The sequence below is a fragment of the Pseudohalioglobus sediminis genome (assembly GCF_008370495.1).
GTDB lineage: Bacteria > Pseudomonadota > Gammaproteobacteria > Pseudomonadales > Halieaceae > Halioglobus.
In genome coordinates this window covers 80,944-101,156 of the sequence record NZ_VTUX01000007.1, presented here as the reverse complement: position 1 = coordinate 101,156, position 20,213 = coordinate 80,944, and the positions used below count along the sequence as shown (strand labels likewise).

Genomic DNA, 20,213 nt, shown 5'->3' with positions numbered 1-20,213 from the left:
GTTCACATAACAACATGAAGTTTTAAGGGGCTATAAAACTGTCGGGTATTGGAAAAACGACGTTTCTCACTGTCTGCAAGTATCTCGGACTGTTTCGCCTCGCCCGGTATTCGACTCGCGATGGATTGAGAATCCTCTGTTTTCATGGGCTATCCACTACCGATGAGCATCTTTGGCGCCCGAATCTGTTTGTCTCAGTCGATACATTTGAGAAGCGCATGGCGTATCTGCAGCGGCATGCATACAGTGTGCTGTCCCTGGAGAGTGCGTTGTCAGGCCTGCGGGACGGCAGCCTGCCCCAATCGCCGGTGGTGATCACGTTTGACGATGGCTACTACACGACCTATTCAAAAGCCTTACCTCACCTTGCTCGATATGGCTTTCCGGCAACTGTTTACCTGATCACCCACGCCTTTGTGAACGGTTATCCCCTGTTCAACTATCTTGTCGGCTACCTGCTCTGGAAAGCGGAGCCCGGGGAGGTCGATCTTTCAGCGCTCGCTGTTCCGGGCCTTGGCGCGGTGGATTATCCGGCGAGCAAAATGTCGAAGGACCTGGACTGGGTGCAACGAAAAATAGTGGCCTACGGTGAAGCACTCGACTCCGAGGAAGAGCGCATTCAGCTTTGCATGCGACTTGCCGAGTTGGTAGGGCAGGATTACGAAAGCCTCGTTAGCAGCAGGGCACTAAACCTTGTCAGTGAAGAAGAAGCGAAGGAACTGGAGCAGGCTGGTGTGAGCATCGAGTTGCACTCGCATCTTCACCGTTTTCCGGGGTTGCCTGAAGAGGCGGGCCCTGCAGGGCAGGATATGGCCGAAAACATCAGCCAGATCGAAAAAGTCACGGGGCGCAGGCCTACGCATTTCTGCTATCCATATGGTATGTGGTCCGAGCAGCACTGGGCGACTCTGGCCAGTTTTGGCATAGAGTCAGCCACTACCTGTGATCGCGGGCTGGTTTTTCCTGAGGATAACCCGTACTCACTGAATCGTATCCTTGATAACGAGAGAATGTCCCAGGTTGAGTTCGAGGCCCTGGTGTCCGGTTTTGCGCTTTCCGGCAAGGCAGTGCGGCGCACTCTGGCGCGAGTGTATGACAAGTTGTTTGGTGGTCAGGCCGCGCCGAGTTTGGCAGAGAAAAGTTAGGCTTGGCCATACCCCGGTTACCGGGTGACTGTCCCACCACAGGTTAGTTGCCGCCTTGGTCCAATTTCCTGGCTACTGTGCGGCCCGCCGCCCCCAGGGCGATCATGGTCCAGCCCGCCAGCAGCAGCCGGATACCCACCAGCAGGCCCACCAGCCATGTCGCCGAAACCGGGAACTGGCGGTAAATCATCGCGCCGAGGATGATGCTGATGACCCCGTTGAAGAGCATCAGGCCCCAGCCTTTTTCAGGGCGCCATGACAATCCGGTGATAATGGCAAACACGCCGTCGACAAAGAACCAGGCAGCGAGGAACAGCGTGATGGTGGCCAGGCCCGCGCCGGGCTGGGTCACCAGCGAAATGCCTGCGAGTCCCGCCAGCACGCCGAAGCCAAAACGCAGGGCGCCGCGGCCGAAGGAGTCGGACTCAAAAGCAAACACCACTTGTGCGATACCCGTGGCGATCAGTATTACCCCGATGCTGATGGTGATCGCGACGCCAGTCAGGAATGGCATGCCGAGGGCGAGTATGCCCAATACCAGTACGGCGATGCCCAGCCATGTGGCGCTGCGAGCGCCGGATTTTGCGGTATCGGAAAGTGTATTCATGCCAGTTCCTTGTGGTTGCCGTGTTGTCATCAATCCTGATTTATAGCTTAGAGTTGCGCGGCCAGCCAGTGGTTTGGGCGCTTTACCGTACTCGCGCTTCCTCCGTGCTTGTGCCGGGAGTTAATTCGGCCATAATAGCTCCTCGTATTTGATAACAGTAAATAAGGGTGTTTCTGAGGTGAGCTGCAAGCACTCCGGCAATCACGCAGGCAGGGCTATGTCGCAGCACGGTGAGGCGCAGCTTCCAGCCGTGTTGTTGCTATTGCTGGTGCTCGCAGTATCGTGGGTGCTGTGGTCCGGTCTCTACAAGCCGCTGCTGCTGGGGCTGGGCGTATTCTCCTGCCTGTTGAGTGTGTACATGGCCCTGCGTATGGGCTTCTTTCGCAACCAGGCCATGATGTCCCTGTTGCCGCGCCTGCCAGGCTACTGGTGGTGGCTGCTGCGTGAGATAGCGCGTTCCAGCGTGGAAGTGGCGCGGATAATACTGAAACCCTCTATGCCCATCAGCCCCACGCTGGTGGAACTGGCCTCGCAGGCAGACAGCGAAGCCGGCCAGGTCATACTCGGGAACTCCATTACGCTCTCGCCTGGCACCGTGACCCTGGACCTGCATGAGGGCAAGCTGCTGGTGCACTGCCTGACTCGCGACACCGCGCGCGAGTTGCAGGCTGGCGAGGTCAGTCGGCGGGCTGCTGCCCTGGAGCGTAACTGAGCATGTATATCCTGGTATCCATAGCCATCCTGGTCACCATGGTGCTGGCGCTGGTGCGCGCACTGCTGGGGCCGACTGTTTACGACCGGGTGCTGGCGGTCAACGTCTTTGGCACCAAGACGGTGCTGCTGTTGTCCGTCATTGCTTTCCTTTACGGGCGGCCGGACTTTCTCGATCTTGCCCTGGCCTACGCGCTGATCAACGTTGTCGGGATCCTTGCTGTGCTCGAGTTTTTCCAGGATCGTTCCCGCAAGCAGCAGGGCGCCGACAATGATTGACGTGGTGCTGGATGTAATCAGCTGGGTGCTGCTGGCCCTGGGCGGGGCCTGTGTACTGATCGGTGGTATCGGCGGCCTGCGCCTGCCAAATTTCTACACCCGAATTCACGCCGCCAGCCTGACTGACACCATGGCCACCCTGCTGATATTCACCGGCATGATGCTGCAGTCCGGCTTTTCCCTGCCCACGATGAAGTTGTTTGCGATCATGCTGTTCCTGCTGTTGACCGGTCCCACTGCGACCTACGCCCTGGCCAATGCCGCGCTGCTTTCCGGCATGAAGCCCGACTCAGGGGTCGAGCGGGATCGCGGTGCCAGTGGTGGCGTGCAATGATCTACGTCTTCGCCCTGTTCCTGTTGACGCTGCTGGTCATCACTGCGGTGGCCATCGTGCGTACCACCAACCTGTTCGTAGCGGTGATGCTGACCTCTATCTTCAGCCTGTTGATGGCGGCCAACTTTTTTATCCTCGACGCCGCGGATGTGGCATTGACGGAGGCCGCAGTGGGCGCTGGTGTGACCACGGTGATCTTCCTCAGTGCCCTGGCCCTGGCCGGGGATGTTGAACAGCCACGGCTGGGCTCCCGGCTGCTGCCACTGGGCACGGTTGGTGTGCTGGCGGTGCTGATCATCTACGCGACGTTCGATAAACCCCGCCTCGGCGACCCCGACGCACCGGTACACCAGCACGTGGCGCCCTGGTACCTGGAAAAAACACCGGAGTATATGGATATCCCCAACGTGGTCACCGCGGTGCTCAGCAGTTTTCGCGGTTACGACACGCTTGGCGAGGTCTTTGTGGTGTTCGCCGCCTGTATCGGTGTCCTGTTCATTCTCGGTGTACGCCCGCCGGGGCCAGCCGCCGAACTACCGGCGGAACCCTCGGGCCTGCGCCACCACCTGATTCCGCAGGTGGTGGGTCGGCTGCTGGTTCCTTTTATTGTGTTGTTCGGGCTGTATGTCCAGTTTCATGGTGAATACGGCCCCGGCGGCGGCTTCCAGGCCGGCGCTATTATTGCCACCGGTGTCATCCTCTACGCCCTGCTTGAGGGTGAGGCGGAAGCCCTGAGGGCGGTGCCGCGCTCCGTTCTGCTGGGCCTGGTGGTCGGTGGTGCACTGCTGTTCGGTGCCGTCGGCGTGGTGTGTATGTTGATGGGCGGTGCGTTCCTGGATTACTCCGTGCTCGCCGCTGACCCGGTGTTCGGGCAGCAGATGGGGATTATCGTTATCGAGGCGGGTGTGGGTATGGCGGTGTGTGGAGCGCTGCTGTCCATATTTCATGCCTTTGCCGCGCGGGAGGGGCGCCCATGAAGTTGCTGGATTTGCTCGGCTATTACAATTACTGGGTTTTCGCCGTGGTGCTGATGGTGGGTTTGTATGCGGTTATCAGCAAGAATAACCTGATCAAGAAACTGATCGGCCTGTCCATTTTCCAGTCGGCGGTATTCCTGCTGTATATCACCATGGACAAGGTGGAGGGTGGCACGGCCCCGATCATACAGGCCGGTGTGGAAAACCAGATCTTCTCCAATCCCCTGCCGCAGGTACTGATACTCACCGCCATTGTTGTCGGGGTCTCCACGCTGGCCCTGGGGCTGGCCATTGTGGTGCGAATCCGGGAAGCATACGGCACTATCGAAGAACACGAGATTCTGGGCGCTGACTGAAACTATGAATCTTGTCGATCATCTCCCCGCGCTGCAGGTGGTTGTGCCGATGTTGTCGGCACCACTGGTAGTGCTGTTACAGCCACGCGGCCTGGCCTGGGCCGGTGCCACCGCTGCCGGGCTGGTGAGTTTTGCCATCGCCGTGGCGCTGGCCATGGCGGTGCTGGGCGGCGAGACCCAAACCTATGCCATGGGCGGATGGCCCGCGCCCTATGGTATTGCCCTGGCGGTGGACGACTTCAGCGCGCTGGTGCTGTTGCTGGTAACCGGTGCCGGTGCCGCGGCCCTGCTGGCGGCGAGACCAAGCGTTGATAAACAGATCGAGGAGGAACGCCAGCCACTGTTCTACGCCGCCTGGCTGCTGGGCCTGGCCGGGTTGGCGGGTATCGTGGTGTCCGCTGACGCCTTCAATATCTTCGTGTTCATGGAGATATCCTCGCTGGCCAGCTATATCCTGATTGCCGGTGGGCCCGACCGGCGCGCCCTGCCCGCGGTATTCAAGTACCTGATCATGGGCACTATTGGCGCCACCTTCTACCTGATCGGTGTGGGCCTGGTCTACATGATGACAGGAACGCTCAATCTCGCCGACATGCAGGCGCGGATTGGCGATGTGGTCGACCTCAACCCGATACTGGTGGCTGCCGGGTTCATCACCATCGGACTGGCCTTGAAGGCGGCCGTATTCCCCCTGCATGTGTGGCTGCCCAATGCCTATACCCATGCGCCGCACATGGTGACCGTATTCCTCGCCGCCTGTGCCACCAAGGTGGCGCTGTATGTCCTGATCCGCTTCGACTCCATGGTGTTCCAGGACAAGCTTTCGGACCACGTCATCCAGTTCGCCATGTTCGCTATGCCGCTGGCGGTGCTCGGCATACTGGTGGCCTCCGCGGTGGCCATGTTCGAGGGCAATCTCAAGCGCCTGCTGGGTACCTCCTCGGTGGCGCAGATCGGCTACATACTGCTGGGGGCCAGCTTCGTCAGCCAGGCCGGTATCACCGCCGGCGCCATGCACATGTTCAATCACGCCCTCGCCAAGGGCGGTTTGTTCCTTGCCGTGGCGTGTCTCGCATACCACTACCGCGACCTGCGCCTGAGCCAGCTTGGTGGCGCCGCCGCGCGGATGCCGTGGACCTGTGCCGCCCTGGTGCTATGTGGCTTGAGCCTGATTGGCGTGCCCGGCACCGCCGGCTTTATCAGCAAGTGGCTGCTGATCACCGCCGCACTGGATGCGGGGCCCTGGGGCTGGACGCTGGTCATCGTAATCCTGGTCAGCTCGCTGATGGCTGTGGTGTATGTGTGGAGGATCGTGGAGACGCTCTACTTCCAGGCGCCCGCCACCGAGGAGACAGGTATTGTCGAAGCGCCGCTGCAACTGTTGCTGATGACCTGGCTGGTGGCACTGCTGAATATCGCATTTGGCCTGGCGCCCGCCATTCCGCTGACCCTGGCTGAAGGTAGTGCTGCGGCGCTGCTCGGGGGGATGCCGTGAACGCGGAAACTGCCATCCTCGTCGCTATCGTCCTGCCACTGGCGGGTGCGCTGGCGATTGCCCTGGCGGGGCGCATTGGTCCCAACCTGCGCGAGACAATGACCCTGGTAACTTCCGCGGCGTTGATCTGGGTGGTCTGGGGCATGCTGCCCACGCTGATGGCTGACGGTCGCCCGGCGGTGACCGTGGGTGAGGTCATGCCCGGCCTGTCCATCGCTTTCAGGGTTGAACCGCTGGGGATGTTGTTCGCCGCGCTGGCATCCGGCCTGTGGCTGATCAATTCCGTGTACTCCATTGGCTACATGCGCGGCAACGGCGAAAAGCACCAGACCCGTTTCTATGTCTGTTTCGCGCTGGCACTGGCCGCCACCATGGGCGTTGCCTTCGCAGGCAACCTGTTCACCCTGTTCCTGTTTTACGAGGCGCTGACGCTGTCGACCTACCCGCTGGTATCACACAAGGGTGATGCGGCCACGGTGCGCTCAGCGCGGGTTTACCTGGGCATCCTGCTCAGCACCTCCATCGGCCTGTTCCTGCCGGCGATTATCTGGGTCTATACCGCCGCCGGTACCGGCGACTTCGTGCTGGGCGGTATTCTCGAGGGCAAGGTGGCCGAGCCGGAAGTGGGGCTGCTGCTGGGGCTGTTCGTGTTTGGTATCGCCAAGGCCGCGGTAATGCCGGTACATCGCTGGTTGCCGGCGGCCATGGTGGCGCCCACGCCGGTGAGCGCTTTATTGCACGCGGTGGCCGTGGTGAAGGCCGGTGTGTTTACCATCACCAAGGTTATCGTCTATATCTTCGGCGTTGAGTTCCTGTTTGCCTCGCCCAGCTCCGCCTGGCTGATGTACCCGGCGGCTTTCACCATTATCGTGGCGAGCCTGGTTGCCCTGCGACAGACCAATATCAAGCGGCTGCTGGCCTATTCCACCATCGCGCAGCTGTCCTATGTGGTCATGGCGGCGGCCATTCTCAAGCCACACGCAGAGGTTGGGGCAGCCATACATATGGTGGCCCACGCCTTCGGCAAGATCACCCTGTTCTTTGCCGCCGGTGCTATTTACGTGGCCTCGAAGAAAACGGAAATTTACCAGCTGCGCGGTATCGGCCGACGCATGCCCTGGACCATGGCCGCTTTCTCCATCGGCGCGCTGAGTATGATCGGCGTGCCGCCTACCGGTGGCTTTGTCTCCAAGTGGTACATCCTCGCCGGCGCCTTCGAGGCGGAAAACCTGGTGGCACTGTTCACCATAATTGCCAGCACCGTGCTCAACGCGGCGTATTTCCTGCCTATCCTGTACATGGCCTGGTTTGAACGGGAAGAAGCGGATGCCAAACCTCATGGCGAAGCCCCCTTTGCCGCGGTACTGGCGCTCTGTGTCACCGCCCTGCTGACGCTGGGCTTCTTCCTGTTCAATGGTCCTGTCATTGAACTCGAAAGCCAGGTTGTGAGAGGACTCACCTGATGCGCAACGTCGACGAACAACTGCACTGGCTGGTCAGGCCGGCGACGATCCGCAAGCTCTGGATCGGTTTTATCGCGGTGCTGGCGCTGGTGGTGCTGGCCGAGTTCGTGGTGCCTATCAAGGGTTACTTCAGCGTGGATGACTGGTTCGGCTTTGGCGCGGTCTACGGTTTTGCCAGCTGCCTGTTGATGGTGTTGGTAGCCAAGGCGCTGGGCGTATTGCTCAAGCGCCCGGACGACTATTACAGCAAGGCAGACACCCTGGACGAAATGGCCCAGAGTGAAACCGGGGAGCATACTGATGGCGCTTGAAATGCTCTCGCCGGCGCTGATCCTGTTGCTCGCGGCTGTGCTGATCGGGCTGACCCGGGGCCATGCGCGCACGGCAGTGGTGCTGCTGGCGCCCCTGATCACGCTCTGGGCCGTGTGGCAGGTGCCGGACGGCGTGCAGGGCACGGTGAAGTTCCTCTCCTACCAGATCGAACCGGTTGAGGGCTCGCCACTGCGGCGGCTGTTCGCCACGGTGTTCGCGATCATGGTCTTTGTCGGTGGCCTGTATGCCTATCGACTCGCGCGCTGGTACGAACTCGCAGCGGCATTTGCCTATGCCGCAGGCGCGGTGGGCGTCTGCTTTGCCGGCGACCTCATCACCCTGTTCCTGTACTGGGAACTGATGGCGCTGTTTTCCACAGTGGTGGTCTGGTGCGGCGGCACAGCGGCCGCGCGCGCTGCCGGGATACGCTACGCGATCATGCACCTGCTTGGCGGAGTTGTATTAAAGGTGGGCATAGAAGGTGTAGTGGTTGGCACCGGATCCATCCAGATACAGCCCATGCTGGCCCATGACTTTAGCACCTGGATGATTCTCATCGGTATCCTGATTAATGCTGCAGCGCCCCCGGTGTCGGCGTGGTTGGCGGATGCCTACCCCGAGTCCAGCGCCACCGGATCGGTCTTCCTCTCGGCGTTCACAACCAAGACCGCGGTGCTGGCGCTCATCCTGCTGTTCCCGGGCGAGCCGGTACTGGTGGGTGTGGGCCTGTTCATGGTGATGTACGGCATCATTTATGCGCTGCTGGAAAACGACGCGCGACGCATCCTCGCCTATTCTATCGTCAACCAGGTGGGCTTTATGGTTTGCGCCGTGGGCATCGGCACACAGATGGCGCTGAACGGCGCTGCGGCGCATGCCTTCGCGCACATTATCTACAAGGCACTGTTGTTCATGAGCGCCGGCGTGGTGATCTACCGCACCGGTAAACACAAGTGTTCGGAACTCGGAGGGCTGTTTCGGACCATGCCACTGACCACGGTCTGCGGCATAATCGGCGCCCTGGCGATCTCCAGCTTTCCGCTCACTTCGGGCTTTACGACCAAGAGCATGATCTCGCAGGCCGCCATCGACGAGAGCCTGGTGGTGGTATACATGCTGCTGACCGCGGCCTCAGCGGGTGTCTTCCTGCATGCGGGCATCAAGTTTCCCTGGTTCGTGTTTTTCCAGCGCGACTCCGGCCTGCGCCCCAAGGATGCGCCCTGGAATATGGGCCTGGCCATGGTGCTGTTTGCCGGCCTGTGTATCCTGCTTGGCGTGTACCCGGAATTGCTCTACGACCTGCTGCCGTATCCGGTGGAGTACGTGCCCTACAAGGCGGGTAAAGTACTTTTCTATCTCCAGCTATTGTTGTTCTCGGGACTCGCTTTCTTTGTGTTGCTGCCGCTGATGAAACGCACGCAAACTATCAGCCTCGACGTGGACTGGTTGTGGCGTCGTGCCGGCATGGTGCTGCTGCGGTGGGTCCTGCGCGGGCTCGATGCCCTGGGCGCGATGTTCGACCGCACCCGGGAGCGGGCCAGGCAGTTTGCCGGGCGCATGACCGCTCGTTATCTCGGCCAGCCGCATACCGCCGACAGCCAGGAGCGCGCCGTCTTTGCCCGCTCCTGGGCCACCGGTACGACCGCGCTCTGGATCGCCGTGCTGTTGTCGATCTATGTGTTGTTGTACTACCTGTGATGTCATCTTGCTTCAGCTTTCCGTGCCGGCCATGTTGCCAGGCTGCGCGCTGACGACGACTGGCAGCTTACCTGCATGCGTGCCCTGACCGGCGTTTACCTGCTGGCCCTGTTGTTGACCCTGGCCGGCAGTCAGCAGGGCACCTGGGCTGGCGCCCTGCCCGTGTTTGCCTGGTGTGCCCTGCTCGCGTTTGCTCTGCAGTGGGCGGCTTTTGTGCCCGCCTACCTGCTGCAGACAGAGCGTTTCTACGACCTCACCGGCAGCCTCGGCTTTATCGGTGCCACGCTGCTGGCCCTGTGGCTCACCGGCGCTATGGATGCGCGATCACTACTGCTGGCAACCTGCGTGCTGGTATGGGCGATCCGGCTCGGCACCTTCCTGTTTTCCCGCATACTGGCAGACGGCTCCGATTCGCGCTTCGATGCGATAAAACCGGTGCCGCTGCGGTTTTTCCTCACCTGGAGTCTGCAGGGCTTATGGGTACTGGTGACTGCCGGTTGTGCATTGGCTGCCATGAGCGGCAAACAAAGCGCGCCACTGACCCCTTTGGATATCGTGGGCGCGGGCCTGTGGCTGAGTGGGTTTGTTATCGAGGTCGTGGCCGACGCGCAGAAGCGGCGCTTGCGCCGTAAACACGGCAGTGGCCAGTTTATATGCACAGGTTTGTGGCGGTATTCACGCCACCCCAATTATCTCGGTGAGATCATGCTATGGTCCGGCGTAGCCATGCTCGCGCTACCCGCATTGCAGGGTTGGCAGCTGGTGACGCTGGTGTCGCCGGTGTTCGTGTTCCTGCTGCTGACACGGGTCAGCGGCATCCCTTTGCTGGAAAAAAAGGCCAGGCAAAAGTGGGGAGATGACGCAGGCTACCAACAATACCTCGACACCACGCCGGTGCTGTTCCCGCGCCCCTGAAGTACCTGTTCGTTGGGTGTTGGCACCAACCGGGTCAAGCTTGCCATTGTTGTGCTGACTTCGGACCGTGGACAAATTTTGCAAAAGAGCCCCCTGGCCCACTCAACTGACAGGTCTTACCAGGCTTGCTCATCGCCTGCCAGGCTGCCGCTGCCGTTGCATGTGGTGACGTCACAAGTTATGTTCGGGGCAGACGCGTGGGTAAAAAACCTGTGCTGGTCCTGCGTGGCCGGGAACTTGAATCATCCTGAACGGACTCTCATCCTATGAATAAGAATCGCCTGGGGCGCAGCGGCATTGTGGTCACTGACATCTGTATGGGCACCATGACCTTTGGCAGCCAGGCCGACGAGAAGACGGCCTTTGCCATACTCGACAAGGCCTTCGACGCCGGGGTGGACTTCTACGATACGGCGGAGGTGTATCCGGTTCCCCCGCACGAGCGGTACATGGGGCTGACCGAGGAAATCTTCGGTCGCTGGATGAAGAGCAAGTCGCGTGACGCCATTATTCTTGCCAGCAAGGTAGCGGGCCCGGCGCACGGCTGGATCACTCCTCCGGTTCGCGCCAGTAAATCAGGCCTGGACCGTCACCACATAATGCGCGCGATCGAGGGCAGCCTGCGCCGACTGGATACGGATTACATCGACCTGTACCAGACGCACTGGCCGGATCACGGCTACTACTATGAAGAGACCCTGCGTGCGCTGGAGGAACTGGTAGCCGCCGGCAAGGTGCGTGTGCTCGGCTGCAGTAACGAGACCAGCTGGGGGCTGACAAAAAGCCTGTGGATGGCCGACAGTCATGGGCTGCCACGCTATGAGACGATCCAGAACAACTTCAGCCTGAACAATCGCCGGTTTGAGGACGAACTGGCACAGGTTTGCCGCCAGGAGGGTGTCAGCCTGCTGCCGTATTCGCCGCTGGCCGGTGGTGTACTCAGCGGCAAGTATAACGACGGGGCGACACCGGGGGGCGCGCGTTTCACCAACTACCTCACTGGCGACGAGCGCCAGCGCAATATGGTCAAACGTTTTATCAACCCCCTCGCCGAGGAGTCGACCCGGCGTTTCCAGGCTATTGCCAGGGATGTTGGCCTGTCGCCCGTCACCCTCGCTGTGGCCTGGAGCAAACAACACGATTTTGTGGCCTCCACCATAGTCGGGGCTACCACGGTGGAACAGGTAGACGAGTTGCTGGCGGCGGCGGATGTGACACTGTCCGCGGAAACCCTGCAGCGCATTGACGAGGTAAGCCGGGAGGTTCGTTATCCGATGGGTTGAGCGGGCTATGCCATTGATGTGCCACCGTGGCCAGACGAGAGATAGCTGATGAATAAACTGAAAACCCGGCCTGCCGCACTGCTCTCGGTCATCACTTTATTGCTGTTATGCAGCAACCCGGTGGCTGCCGGCCTGGACCAGGCGGTGGAGTCATTCATGGCGCCGATCACGGCCTCGCTCTCGGCGTTCGTGTTCTACAAGTTGTCGCTGTTCGGTTACCAGGTCCCCTGGATCGTGCTGTGGCTGGCGGTCGCGGCCAGTTTCTTCACGCTTTACCTTGGCTTTATCAACATCCGTGGTTTCGCCCTGGCCTTTCGCCTCGTGCGCGGTGACTATCATGATGTCTCGGCACCGGGCGAGATTTCTCACTTCAAGGCGGTGGCCACGGCCGTTTCCGGTACGGTTGGTGTTGGCAATATCGGGGGGGTGGCGGTGGCGATTGTCATCGGCGGTCCGGGTGCCGCGTTCTGGCTCATCGTGGCGGGTTTTCTGTCCATGTCGACCAAGCTGGTCGAGTGCACCCTCGGGGTGAAATACCGCAAGCATAATCCTGACGGCTCGGTTTCGGGTGGACCGATGTACTACCTGGAACACTACCTGGTCAAAAGGGGTTTCCCGCGTCTGGGCAAGGGCCTGGGCAAGTTCTATGCCCTGGCGCTGGTGATCGGTTGCCTGGGTATCGGCAACATGTTCCAGTCCAACCAGGCCTATGTTCAGTTCGTCACTATCACCGGCGGCGAAGACAGCTTTTTCGCCGAGCGCGGCTGGCTGTTTGGCCTGGCCATTGCCTCGCTGGTCGGCGCGGTCATCATTGGCGGCATTCGCTCTATCGCGGCCGTGGCCGGCAAGATTGTGCCGCTGATGGCTGTGCTCTACGCCTGTTCTGCGCTGGTGATCATCGCCATGAGTGCGCAGCATATTCCGGCCGCGATCAACCTGATCATCAGCAGTGCCTTCAGTGTAGAGAGCGCCACTGGCGGCATGGTCGGTGCCATCATTGTGGGGTTTCAACGCGCCCTGTTCTCGAATGAGGCGGGGTTGGGGTCTGCGCCCATTGCCCACTCGGCGGTGCAAACGGATCATCCAGCGTCTGAGGGGTTTGTGTCCCTGCTGGAGCCGTTTATCGATACGGTGGTGATCTGTACGCTGAGCTCGCTGGTTATCGTGGTCACGGCCTACCCCGCGGGGCTGATGGACCAGGGGCTGGAAGGCATCGCCCTGACCTCGGCGGCGTTTGAACACCACGTCAGCTGGGCACCTTACCCATTGGCCATTGCCGCGCTGCTGTTTGCCTTTTCCACGGCGATTGCCTGGTCCTACTATGGGCTCAAGGCCTGGACCTACCTGTTCAGCGAGCACCCGGTGAGTGAGAACCTGTTCAAGTTGATGTTCTGCGGTTTCCTGGCGCTGGGCTGTATGATCCAGCTGAAGGCGGTGCTGGATTTCTCTGACGCCATGGTGTTCCTGATTTCCGTGCCCAATATTCTCGGCCTGTACTTCTACGCGCCGGAAATAAAGCGTGAGATCAACGAGTTCATGGCCCGGGTAAAGGCGGGAGAGATATACAACTATCGTACAGAGGAGGGCGGAGATGTCCCCGGAACGCCAGATTGAAAACCTGATATACCGCTACGCAGAACTGATTGATGCCGGCGATTTGGCGGCGATCGGCGTGCTGTTGCAGCACGCGCGGTTTATCGGACCTGACGGAGAGGTGCAGGGCGAGGGCACGGATGACATCGTGCAAATCTACAGCGCCTTCACGCGCCTTTATGAGGACGGCACGCCACAGTCGCATCACGTCACCAGCAATGTGCTGGTGGAAGTGGATGGCGACAGCGCCACCGCACGCTCCTACTTCACCGTGCTGCAGGCCACGGAAGCATTGCCCTTACAGGCGGTGATGGCGGGCTGCTATCGCGACACCTTTGCCCGCGCGGGGGACGACTGGCATTTCAGCAGTCGCCAGATCATCCCGCGCTTATACGGGGACCTGAGTGCGCACCTGTTGCAGGCGCCCCTATGATAACTTGAAAGGCAGTTGGCGCAGGCGCTGGCCGGTGGCGGCAAAAATCGCGTTGCCCAGTGCAGGGGCCGCTGGTGGTGTGGCCGGTTCACCCACCCCCGTGGGCGCAGCATCACTGTCGATAATGGCGACCTCTATCTCCGGCACTTCGTTGATGCGCAGTAGCGGGTAGTCGTGAAAGTTACCCTGTTGCACTGCGCCGTCGCGCAGTGTGATCTCGCCTTTTAGCGCCGCGCAGAGGCCGAATACCATGCCGCCTTCCATCTGCTGTCGCACCACGTCCGGGTTAACGGCGCGGCCGCAGTGCACTGCGCAAAAAGCGCGCTCCAGTTTTGGCGTGTTGCCCTGCATGGAAATTTCCACCACCTCGGCCACCAGCGTATGAAAGGATTCATGCACGGCCACGCCCTGGTAGTGGCCCGCCGGGGCGTTGCCCCAGTTGCTCAGTTCCGCAACCCGGTCCAGCACCTGCCGGTGGCGACTGTCCGCCGCCAGATAGCGGCGTCGGAACGCGACCGGGTCGACCCCGGCAGCGTGGGCCAGTTCATCGACGAAACTTTCCACCACGAAGGCCGTATGGCTGTGCCCCACAGAGCGCCAGAATCCCAGCGGGACCGGCGTTTCCACGTTGCGGTAGGCCACCTGGATGTGGCCAAAGGCGTAGGGCAGTTCGTCGGCGCCCTCGACAGAAGAGTTGTCTTTCCTGCCCGCCAGCCCGGCACCGAAGTCGATCAGGAAGTCGGGAATCCAGCCGGGCATGATCGCCGGCGCCATGGCGTCCACGGTGGATTGCATCAGGCTGGGGCCGGCCAGGCGGTGGCGCCAGCTGACTACCTGGCCGCTCTGGTCGAGGCCGGCGCTGAGGCGTGATTTCATGGGCGGGCGATAGAAATCGTGCTGGGTGTCGTCCTCACGGCTCCATACCAGCTTGACGCGCTTGCCCACCGCCGCGGCCACCTGTGCCGCCTCCAGCACATGGTCGGGCATGGAGCGGCGGCCAAATCCGCCACCGAGAAACTGGTTGTGCACGGTGATCTCGTCGGCCTCGACGCCCAGGCCCAGCGCGGCGAAGCTGCTGGTTATGTCCGGCGCCTGGGTCCCCACCCAGACTTCCCTGGAAATCGGGTCCACCGTGGCGTTCATGGGTTCCATGGTAGCGTGGGCCAGGAAAGGCACGCTGTATTCCGCGTCCAGTGCCTGTGCCGGGGCTGCCTCGGGGGCTTCACCGTCATCGCGAATGGTGGCGAAGCTGTCGCCATTGAGTGCGTCGGTCAGGGCGGCGTCGATGGCGTCGCTGTCGGTCAGTGCTGAATCCCCGGCCTCCCACTGCAGTGTGACCGCCTCGGCGGCCTTGCGCGCGCGCCAGTAGTTGCTGGCAACCACGGCAACGCCGGCGTCGATGGCTACGATACTGTGCACGCCGGGCAGGTCCCTGGCCTTGCTGTCGTCATAGCCGGTCATCGCCCCCCGGGCCACGGGAGGGCGTACGACCACGGCCACGAGTGTCTCCGGCAGGGGCGCGTCGATACCGAAGCGGGCGCTGCCATTCACTTTGGGCGGTGTATCCAGGCGCTGGTCAAGTTTGCCGATCAGGCGAAAATCAGCCGCAGCTTTGAGCGGCGGGTTTTCCGGTACCGGCAACTTGCCGGCCTCGGCAGCCAGTTCACCGTAGTTGTAGGCGAAGCGCCCGTCGGCGCTGGTGATGCGGCCGCGCTCGGCCTGCAACTGCGCTGTCGGCAGGCCGCTGCGCGCGCTGGCTGCGGCCAGCAGCATCGCCCTGGCCGCAGCGCCGGTTTCGCGCAGGGGCCGGTAATAAACCCGGATGGCGTTGCTGCCGCCGGTAATCTGCATGCGGTATTCGGGGTCAGTGAAGGCGTCGTCCACGGGCGCCATTTCGTAGCGCACGCTCGCCGGGTCAGCTTCCAGCTCCTCGGCAATCAGGGTAACCAGTCCGGTGACGGTACCCTGTCCCATCTCTACCTTGTGTATCTGCACGATAATCTCTCCCTGCGGCGTGATGCGCAGGAAGGCGTTGGGCTGCAGGTCGCCCGCGGCAGTGGGCCCGGCGATGGCATTCAGCGTGAAACCGAGGGTGAGGCCGCCGCCGGCAATAGAGAAATTGCGGATAAATTCCCGCCTGGACAGGCTCATGATGCGCTCTCCCCGGGTTCCCAGCTGTTGACTGCAAGGCCCGCGACGCTCTTTGAGGCATTCTTCGAGGCGCTCTTGATGGCTTTGCGAATACGCCCGTAGGTGCCGCATCGACACAGGTTGCCGGACATGGCGCTGTCGATATCGGCATCGGTGGGATCGGGGTTTTTGCTCAGCAGGGCGGCCGCCGACATGATCTGGCCGGACTGGCAGTAGCCACATTGCGGCACATTCTCCGCGACCCAGGCCCGCTGCAGCGGATGCTTACCATCGGCCGCCAGCCCCTCAATGGTGGTGACACGGCGGTTGGCCACCGCGTTGATAGGCATCGAGCAGCTGCGCACCGGTTCGCCATCGATATGCACGGTACAGGCACCGCACAGCCCCATGCCACACCCGAACTTGGTGCCATTCATATTGAGCACGTCGCGCAGCACCCAGAGCAGGGGTGTATCGCTTTCGATCGACAGCTCCTGTCGCTGTCCATTCAGTTCAAAACTCAGGCGTACTCGATCCACTGGCGGGTCTCACATTGGGGGCGTAGCCTATGATAACGCTTGCAGTTGTGTTTTGGATCACACCATGGCGACTAAGGCGCGGGAAAGAATGTCGGTGCGCCTTCCGCGGGCTTGAAATAGAATAGCGCGCAGCCTTTCACCAGACCGGATAACCCCATGACTGACAACAGTATTCTGTTCCGCCCCTTCTCCCTTGGCAGCCTCAAGCTGGCCAATCGTATCGTCATGGCACCCATGACCCGCAACCAGAGCCCGGGCAATATTCCCAATGACGCCAACGTCGAGTATTACCGCCGCAGGGCAGCGGGCGGTGCCGGGCTCATCATCACCGAGGGCACCTGCGTGGACCACATCGCCGCCAATGGCTATCCCGATGTGCCCTATTTCCACGGCGAGGAGCGCCTCGCCGCCTGGCAGCGCGTGGTGGACGCGGTGCATGAGGAGGGCGGCCGCATCGCGCCCCAGTTGTGGCATGTGGGTGGTATGCGCAAATCCGGCACCCTGCCAGAGGGCGAGGTGAACGGCTACGCACCGTCGGGCATGAACGTGCCGGGCAAGGTGAATCGCCACGTGATGACCAAAGACGACATCGCCGAGGTGGTGGCTGCCTTTGCCAGGGGTGCGGCGGATGCCAAACGCATCGGCTGTGACGCCGTGGAGATTCACGGTGCCCACGGGTACCTGATCGACCAGTTCTTCTGGGCGGGCACCAATGTCCGGGAAGATGAGTACGGTGGCTCCATGCAGAACCGCAGTCGCTTCGCCATCGAGATCATCCGCGCGGTGCGCGCCGCCGTGGGGCCGGATTTCCCGGTAATTCTGCGCTGGTCACAGTGGAAGCAACAGGACTACAGCGCGCGCCTGGCGCCTACCCCGGCCGAGCTGGAAGCGTTCCTGATGCCCCTGAGTGACGCCGGCGTGGATATTTTCCACTGCTCCACCCGACGCTTCTGGGAGCCCGAGTTCGAGGGTAGTAAGCTCAACCTGGCCGGCTGGACGCGCAAGATAACCGGCAAACCGGCGATCACCGTGGGCAGCGTTGGCTTGAACCACGATTTCCTGCCCGCCCCGGGAGAGGTGACCTTCCACGAAGGGCAGCCCGCCAGCCTGGACGAACTGGTCGCGCGCATGGAGGCGGGGGAGTTTGACCTGGTCGCCGTGGGCAGGGCGATGATTGCCAACCCGGATTGGGCCAACAAGGTACGCGACAGTGATGGCGCCGGCCTGCTTGCGTTCGAGAAAGAGATGCTGGACTCGCTGGCTTAGCCTGCCGGCTTCTGGCCGGCCGCTATAAGCGGGCCAGCAATCAGCGCGCTCGGCATGGACAACCAGGGCTCTTGCCGCTATCGTCCCCGGGTAAATTCGTGTTTTATGATGTATTAATATGCAGGCTCAGGGAGAAGATCATGTTGAAAACCGTACCCGAACTCGTTGCCGAGGCCCGCGCGGGCCTGCGCTGTGTCGACGCCAATACTGCCATGCAGGAGATCAGCGAGAACGGCGGTACCATCGTCGATGTGCGTGAACCGGTGGAAGTGGCCCACCTCACCGCGCCGCACTCGGTCAATATTCCCCGCGGCGTACTGGAGTTGAAGGTGGGTGAGGTGATTCCGGATGAGGCCCATCCCATCTACCTGCACTGTGCCAGCGGTGGCCGCGCCACGCTGGCGGCGCAACAGTTGGTCAAGATGGGCTATGAGCAGGTCGTGGTGGTGACGTGCCCCGCTGACACGGTCAAAGCCGCCCAGGAGGCGTTTATCGCCTAGGCTGACAGGAACGGGCCGTCCACGCACAGGCGCCGGCCATCGGGGGCGGCGCAGGCGCCGCAGATGCCCACACCGCACTTGGTCAGGTAGTCGATAGCGCTGTAGATCTGCTCGTCGCGGCAGAACTCCCGTTGCACTGCGACGGCTGCATGCACCATGGGTTCCGGGCCACAGTTATAGAACACCAGCGCGTCGCGTTCTTCGGGCGACATCCCTTTCAGACGTTGGCGCAACAGTTCGGTCACCAGGCCATGGTAGCCCGCGCTGCCATCGTCGGTGGCCACATGCACCTCGGCGATCTGCCGGCACTCTTCCAGGAAATACAGGCGTTCCGCCGTGCGCGCGCCGGTAAACACCTCGGCGTTACCGAAGTCCCTGGCCACCTGGTACACCGCCGCCAGGCCGGTACCACCGGCGACCGCCATCACCCTGGCGCCTTCCGGTGGGTTGACCGGTATGCCATGCGGACCGCGCACATAGCACTCGGTGCCCTCGGGCAGGTCCATCAGCGCATGGGTGAACTGGCCCACGTCGATCACGACCAGTGAGAAGGGGTCGTCGTTAAGTGCGGAAAAAGGCTTCTCGCCGACACCCGGCACCCACAGGAAAATGAATTCACCGGCCTGTATGTTGATCTTGCGGTCAAAGGTGAGGAGGGTGATGTCCTCACATACGCGTTGGTTTTTCACCAGGGTGACCGGTGCGAAGTGCATGTCCACGTCGTAGCGGATGTGCGTTTCGGCGCGATTCCTGTCGTGCTCGAGGTCCGCTGCCAGGGTGCGGAAATATTCGCCGATCTCATCGGTGGTCAAGCCGATGAGGGCGGAACCGATGCCAACGATGTCGGCGCCGGCGTCGGTGAAGGCGCGCACGTCATCGGCGCTGGAGATACCGCCGCAGCCGATAATCGGTAGGGCACTGGCCTCGCGTACCTCTTTCACGCACTTGAGGCCGATGGGCAGAATGCCCTTGCCGGACATGCCGCCGGCGCCGTTGCTCAGCACCGGCTGGCCATGGGCCGAGGTATAGCCCGGTCCCACGGTGTTGACGGCGCAGAAGCCGTCGGCGCCCCCGGCCTCGGCGGCCCGTGCGATCATGGCGATATCGGGGGTGTTGGGGGTGAGCTTGGGAATCACCGGGATATCCACCACGGCCTTCACCGCACTGACGATCTCGCGCACCATGTCCGGGTCCTGGCCCATGGCCATGCCGTACCCTTTGGCGTGCGGGCAGGAGAGGTTGAGCTCCAGGCCGTCGGAGACCGGCGCCAGCAGTTTCGCCACCTCAACGAACTCGGCGATGCTGCCGCCGAAAATGGAGGTGAGCAGGAAGCGATCCTCCGGCACCCGCAGCGCAGCCATCAGTTCGGCGGATTTCTCTGCCCCGGGATTAGTCAGGCCCACCGCGTTGACGAAGCAGCCGGGGGCATACTGGCTGAGAACCGGTTCGCGGTAGCCTGCCCGTGGCTCCAGGCCGATGCTCTTGGTGGTCAGCACGCCGACCTCGGGCATATGGTCAAAAATATACTGGATAATCGGTACGGCGGTGGTGACGATACCGGAAGGGATGGTGAAGGGGCCGGAGAGGGTTTTGCCGAAAAATTCAGTGCTCAAGGTCGTGGACTCGGGTCGATGGGGTGAAACGTGGCGCAATTATACGGCTTTCACTACTTCTGCACGACCTTGGTCACGCTCTCTCGAGCTGTTGCCCCATTTGCGCCAGCTGTGCACGGTCTGCTTCGGGTACAAACAGGCGCGCCAGGCGCGCCGGCGCCGGGGGTGACGGGCGTCCCTGCCCGGCGTTGTTCAGGCGTCGGTCAGGTCCTTGATCACATCAGTGCAGCCGTTGCTCTTCACTGATTCGATGCCGTTGGCGCAGCCGGATTCGGATTCATACATCTGGCTCTGGCCGATGACCTGGTGGTTCTTCGCCTTCAACACGAAATAGGCTTTGCCGTTGGTGGATTCCTTGCACTCGAACTGGCTGTCTTCACCGCAGTTGTTCTGTACCGACGCGATGCCGTTTTCAGCGGCGCTCCTGCTCGAGTACATTTCACTTTTCAGAATGCCCTGGCCGTTGCCGGCCACCAGGTTGAAATAGAAGTCTCCGTTCTTGGCTTTTTTCAGCTCAAAATATCCTGCCATTGCTGGTTCTCCGGACTGGTTGTTAGTCATTAT

General features: G+C 61.5%; 21 protein-coding genes. 16 read left to right on the top strand and 5 right to left on the bottom strand.

The genetic code is table 11. The features are described 5' to 3' along the window. Positions 1–218 precede the first annotated feature (218 nt). Positions 219–1,145 (top strand): polysaccharide deacetylase family protein, encoded by a 927-nt coding sequence (locus tag F0M18_RS14225; RefSeq protein ID WP_149612122.1) that lies wholly within the window; start codon positions 219–221, stop codon positions 1,143–1,145. Between the two features lie 43 nt (positions 1,146–1,188). Here the strand turns inward: F0M18_RS14225 and F0M18_RS14220 are convergent, their stop codons facing one another. Further along, positions 1,189–1,752, bottom strand: a complete 564-nt coding sequence (locus F0M18_RS14220) for an HdeD family acid-resistance protein (RefSeq protein ID WP_188109727.1) — start codon at positions 1,750–1,752, stop codon at positions 1,189–1,191. Positions 1,753–1,969: 217 nt separating this feature from the next. On the opposite strand from F0M18_RS14220, the gene F0M18_RS14215 reads away from it, so the two are divergent. The 13 genes from F0M18_RS14215 to F0M18_RS14155 all read left to right on the top strand — a co-directional run bounded on the left by F0M18_RS14215 (position 1,970) and on the right by F0M18_RS14155 (position 13,601). Continuing rightward, positions 1,970–2,464 (top strand): Na+/H+ antiporter subunit E, encoded by a 495-nt coding sequence (locus F0M18_RS14215; RefSeq protein WP_149612120.1) that lies wholly within the window; start codon positions 1,970–1,972, stop codon positions 2,462–2,464. Positions 2,465–2,466: 2 nt separating this feature from the next. Then, entirely contained in the window at positions 2,467–2,742 is a 276-nt protein-coding gene (locus tag F0M18_RS14210; RefSeq protein WP_262500960.1) for a monovalent cation/H+ antiporter complex subunit F, read from the top strand. Further along, positions 2,735–3,076, top strand: a complete 342-nt coding sequence (gene mnhG / locus F0M18_RS14205) for a monovalent cation/H(+) antiporter subunit G (RefSeq protein WP_149612119.1) — start codon at positions 2,735–2,737, stop codon at positions 3,074–3,076. The genes F0M18_RS14210 and mnhG overlap by 8 nt, the downstream gene beginning before the upstream one ends. After that, positions 3,073–4,053 (top strand): DUF4040 domain-containing protein, encoded by a 981-nt coding sequence (locus F0M18_RS14200; protein WP_149612118.1) that lies wholly within the window; start codon positions 3,073–3,075, stop codon positions 4,051–4,053. Before mnhG ends, F0M18_RS14200 begins: the two co-directional genes overlap by 4 nt. After that, entirely contained in the window at positions 4,050–4,409 is a 360-nt protein-coding gene (locus F0M18_RS14195; RefSeq protein ID WP_149612117.1) for a cation:proton antiporter subunit C, read from the top strand. Before F0M18_RS14200 ends, F0M18_RS14195 begins: the two co-directional genes overlap by 4 nt. A 4-nt stretch (positions 4,410–4,413) precedes the next feature. Next, the gene (locus F0M18_RS14190) at positions 4,414–5,904 is read left to right on the top strand and encodes a monovalent cation/H+ antiporter subunit D family protein (RefSeq protein WP_149612116.1); all 1,491 of its coding nucleotides are present in this window, start codon (positions 4,414–4,416) and stop codon (positions 5,902–5,904) included. Continuing rightward, positions 5,901–7,367, top strand: coding sequence for a monovalent cation/H+ antiporter subunit D family protein (locus F0M18_RS14185; RefSeq protein ID WP_149612115.1), 1,467 nt, complete (start codon positions 5,901–5,903; stop codon positions 7,365–7,367). Before F0M18_RS14190 ends, F0M18_RS14185 begins: the two co-directional genes overlap by 4 nt. Beyond that, positions 7,367–7,678, top strand: a complete 312-nt coding sequence (locus tag F0M18_RS14180) for a hypothetical protein (RefSeq protein WP_149612114.1) — start codon at positions 7,367–7,369, stop codon at positions 7,676–7,678. Before F0M18_RS14185 ends, F0M18_RS14180 begins: the two co-directional genes overlap by 1 nt. Further along, on the top strand, positions 7,668–9,377 hold the full coding sequence (locus tag F0M18_RS14175) for a Na(+)/H(+) antiporter subunit D (protein ID WP_149612113.1): 1,710 nt from the start codon (positions 7,668–7,670) through the stop codon (positions 9,375–9,377). The genes F0M18_RS14180 and F0M18_RS14175 overlap by 11 nt, the downstream gene beginning before the upstream one ends. Before the next feature lie 75 nt (positions 9,378–9,452). Further along, on the top strand, positions 9,453–10,292 hold the full coding sequence (locus F0M18_RS14170) for a DUF1295 domain-containing protein (RefSeq protein WP_149612112.1): 840 nt from the start codon (positions 9,453–9,455) through the stop codon (positions 10,290–10,292). A 266-nt stretch (positions 10,293–10,558) separates the two neighbouring features. Then, a complete protein-coding gene (locus F0M18_RS14165) occupies positions 10,559–11,575 on the top strand; it encodes an aldo/keto reductase (RefSeq protein ID WP_149612111.1) in 1,017 nt (338 codons plus the stop codon). Positions 11,576–11,623: 48 nt separating this feature from the next. Continuing rightward, positions 11,624–13,189: an alanine/glycine:cation symporter family protein gene (locus F0M18_RS14160; protein ID WP_149612110.1), complete on the top strand. Its 1,566-nt coding sequence runs from the start codon at positions 11,624–11,626 to the stop codon at positions 13,187–13,189. After that, the gene (locus F0M18_RS14155; protein ID WP_149612109.1) at positions 13,167–13,601 is read left to right on the top strand and encodes a nuclear transport factor 2 family protein; all 435 of its coding nucleotides are present in this window, start codon (positions 13,167–13,169) and stop codon (positions 13,599–13,601) included. Before F0M18_RS14160 ends, F0M18_RS14155 begins: the two co-directional genes overlap by 23 nt. Here F0M18_RS14155 and F0M18_RS14150 read toward each other — a convergent pair. Together F0M18_RS14150 and F0M18_RS14145 are read right to left on the bottom strand one after the other, a co-directional pair. Next, positions 13,596–15,752, bottom strand: coding sequence for a xanthine dehydrogenase family protein molybdopterin-binding subunit (locus F0M18_RS14150; RefSeq protein WP_188109726.1), 2,157 nt, complete (start codon positions 15,750–15,752; stop codon positions 13,596–13,598). The genes F0M18_RS14155 and F0M18_RS14150 overlap by 6 nt on opposite strands. Then, on the bottom strand, positions 15,749–16,270 hold the full coding sequence (locus tag F0M18_RS14145) for a (2Fe-2S)-binding protein (protein ID WP_262500959.1): 522 nt from the start codon (positions 16,268–16,270) through the stop codon (positions 15,749–15,751). The genes F0M18_RS14150 and F0M18_RS14145 overlap by 4 nt, the downstream gene beginning before the upstream one ends. Positions 16,271–16,426: 156 nt before the next feature. Here F0M18_RS14145 and F0M18_RS14140 point away from each other — a divergent pair, with 156 nt between their 5' ends. Continuing rightward, complete coding sequence (locus F0M18_RS14140) at positions 16,427–17,536, top strand: NADH:flavin oxidoreductase (RefSeq protein WP_149612107.1); 1,110 nt, start codon at positions 16,427–16,429, stop codon at positions 17,534–17,536. Positions 17,537–17,676: 140 nt separating this feature from the next. After that, on the top strand, positions 17,677–18,036 hold the full coding sequence (locus F0M18_RS14135; protein WP_149612106.1) for a rhodanese-like domain-containing protein: 360 nt from the start codon (positions 17,677–17,679) through the stop codon (positions 18,034–18,036). Here the strand turns inward: F0M18_RS14135 and F0M18_RS14130 are convergent. Further along, positions 18,033–19,649, bottom strand: coding sequence for a tRNA-dihydrouridine synthase (locus tag F0M18_RS14130; RefSeq protein WP_149612105.1), 1,617 nt, complete (start codon positions 19,647–19,649; stop codon positions 18,033–18,035). The genes F0M18_RS14135 and F0M18_RS14130 overlap by 4 nt on opposite strands. A gap of 192 nt (positions 19,650–19,841) precedes the next feature. Then, positions 19,842–20,180, bottom strand: coding sequence for a YegP family protein (locus F0M18_RS14125; protein WP_149612104.1), 339 nt, complete (start codon positions 20,178–20,180; stop codon positions 19,842–19,844). Between the last annotated feature and the right edge of the window lie 33 nt (positions 20,181–20,213).

Excerpts from the sequence above, each read along its gene's own strand:
- F0M18_RS14225 (WP_149612122.1), top strand. The coding sequence starts at position 219 with ATGGCGTATCTGCAGCGGCATGCATACAGTGTGCTGTCCCTGGAGAGT.
- F0M18_RS14220 (WP_188109727.1), bottom strand. The coding sequence starts at position 1,752 with ATGAATACACTTTCCGATACCGCAAAATCCGGCGCTCGCAGCGCCACA.
- F0M18_RS14215 (WP_149612120.1), top strand. The coding sequence starts at position 1,970 with ATGTCGCAGCACGGTGAGGCGCAGCTTCCAGCCGTGTTGTTGCTATTG.
- F0M18_RS14210 (WP_262500960.1), top strand. The coding sequence starts at position 2,467 with ATGTATATCCTGGTATCCATAGCCATCCTGGTCACCATGGTGCTGGCG.
- mnhG (WP_149612119.1), top strand. The coding sequence starts at position 2,735 with ATGATTGACGTGGTGCTGGATGTAATCAGCTGGGTGCTGCTGGCCCTG.
- F0M18_RS14200 (WP_149612118.1), top strand. The coding sequence starts at position 3,073 with ATGATCTACGTCTTCGCCCTGTTCCTGTTGACGCTGCTGGTCATCACT.
- F0M18_RS14195 (WP_149612117.1), top strand. The coding sequence starts at position 4,050 with ATGAAGTTGCTGGATTTGCTCGGCTATTACAATTACTGGGTTTTCGCC.
- F0M18_RS14190 (WP_149612116.1), top strand. The coding sequence starts at position 4,414 with ATGAATCTTGTCGATCATCTCCCCGCGCTGCAGGTGGTTGTGCCGATG.
- F0M18_RS14180 (WP_149612114.1), top strand. The coding sequence starts at position 7,367 with ATGCGCAACGTCGACGAACAACTGCACTGGCTGGTCAGGCCGGCGACG.
- F0M18_RS14175 (WP_149612113.1), top strand. The coding sequence starts at position 7,668 with ATGGCGCTTGAAATGCTCTCGCCGGCGCTGATCCTGTTGCTCGCGGCT.
- F0M18_RS14170 (WP_149612112.1), top strand. The coding sequence starts at position 9,453 with ATGCGTGCCCTGACCGGCGTTTACCTGCTGGCCCTGTTGTTGACCCTG.
- F0M18_RS14165 (WP_149612111.1), top strand. The coding sequence starts at position 10,559 with ATGAATAAGAATCGCCTGGGGCGCAGCGGCATTGTGGTCACTGACATC.
- F0M18_RS14160 (WP_149612110.1), top strand. The coding sequence starts at position 11,624 with ATGAATAAACTGAAAACCCGGCCTGCCGCACTGCTCTCGGTCATCACT.
- F0M18_RS14155 (WP_149612109.1), top strand. The coding sequence starts at position 13,167 with ATGTCCCCGGAACGCCAGATTGAAAACCTGATATACCGCTACGCAGAA.
- F0M18_RS14150 (WP_188109726.1), bottom strand. The coding sequence starts at position 15,752 with ATGAGCCTGTCCAGGCGGGAATTTATCCGCAATTTCTCTATTGCCGGC.
- F0M18_RS14140 (WP_149612107.1), top strand. The coding sequence starts at position 16,427 with ATGACTGACAACAGTATTCTGTTCCGCCCCTTCTCCCTTGGCAGCCTC.
- F0M18_RS14135 (WP_149612106.1), top strand. The coding sequence starts at position 17,677 with ATGTTGAAAACCGTACCCGAACTCGTTGCCGAGGCCCGCGCGGGCCTG.
- F0M18_RS14125 (WP_149612104.1), bottom strand. The coding sequence starts at position 20,180 with ATGGCAGGATATTTTGAGCTGAAAAAAGCCAAGAACGGAGACTTCTAT.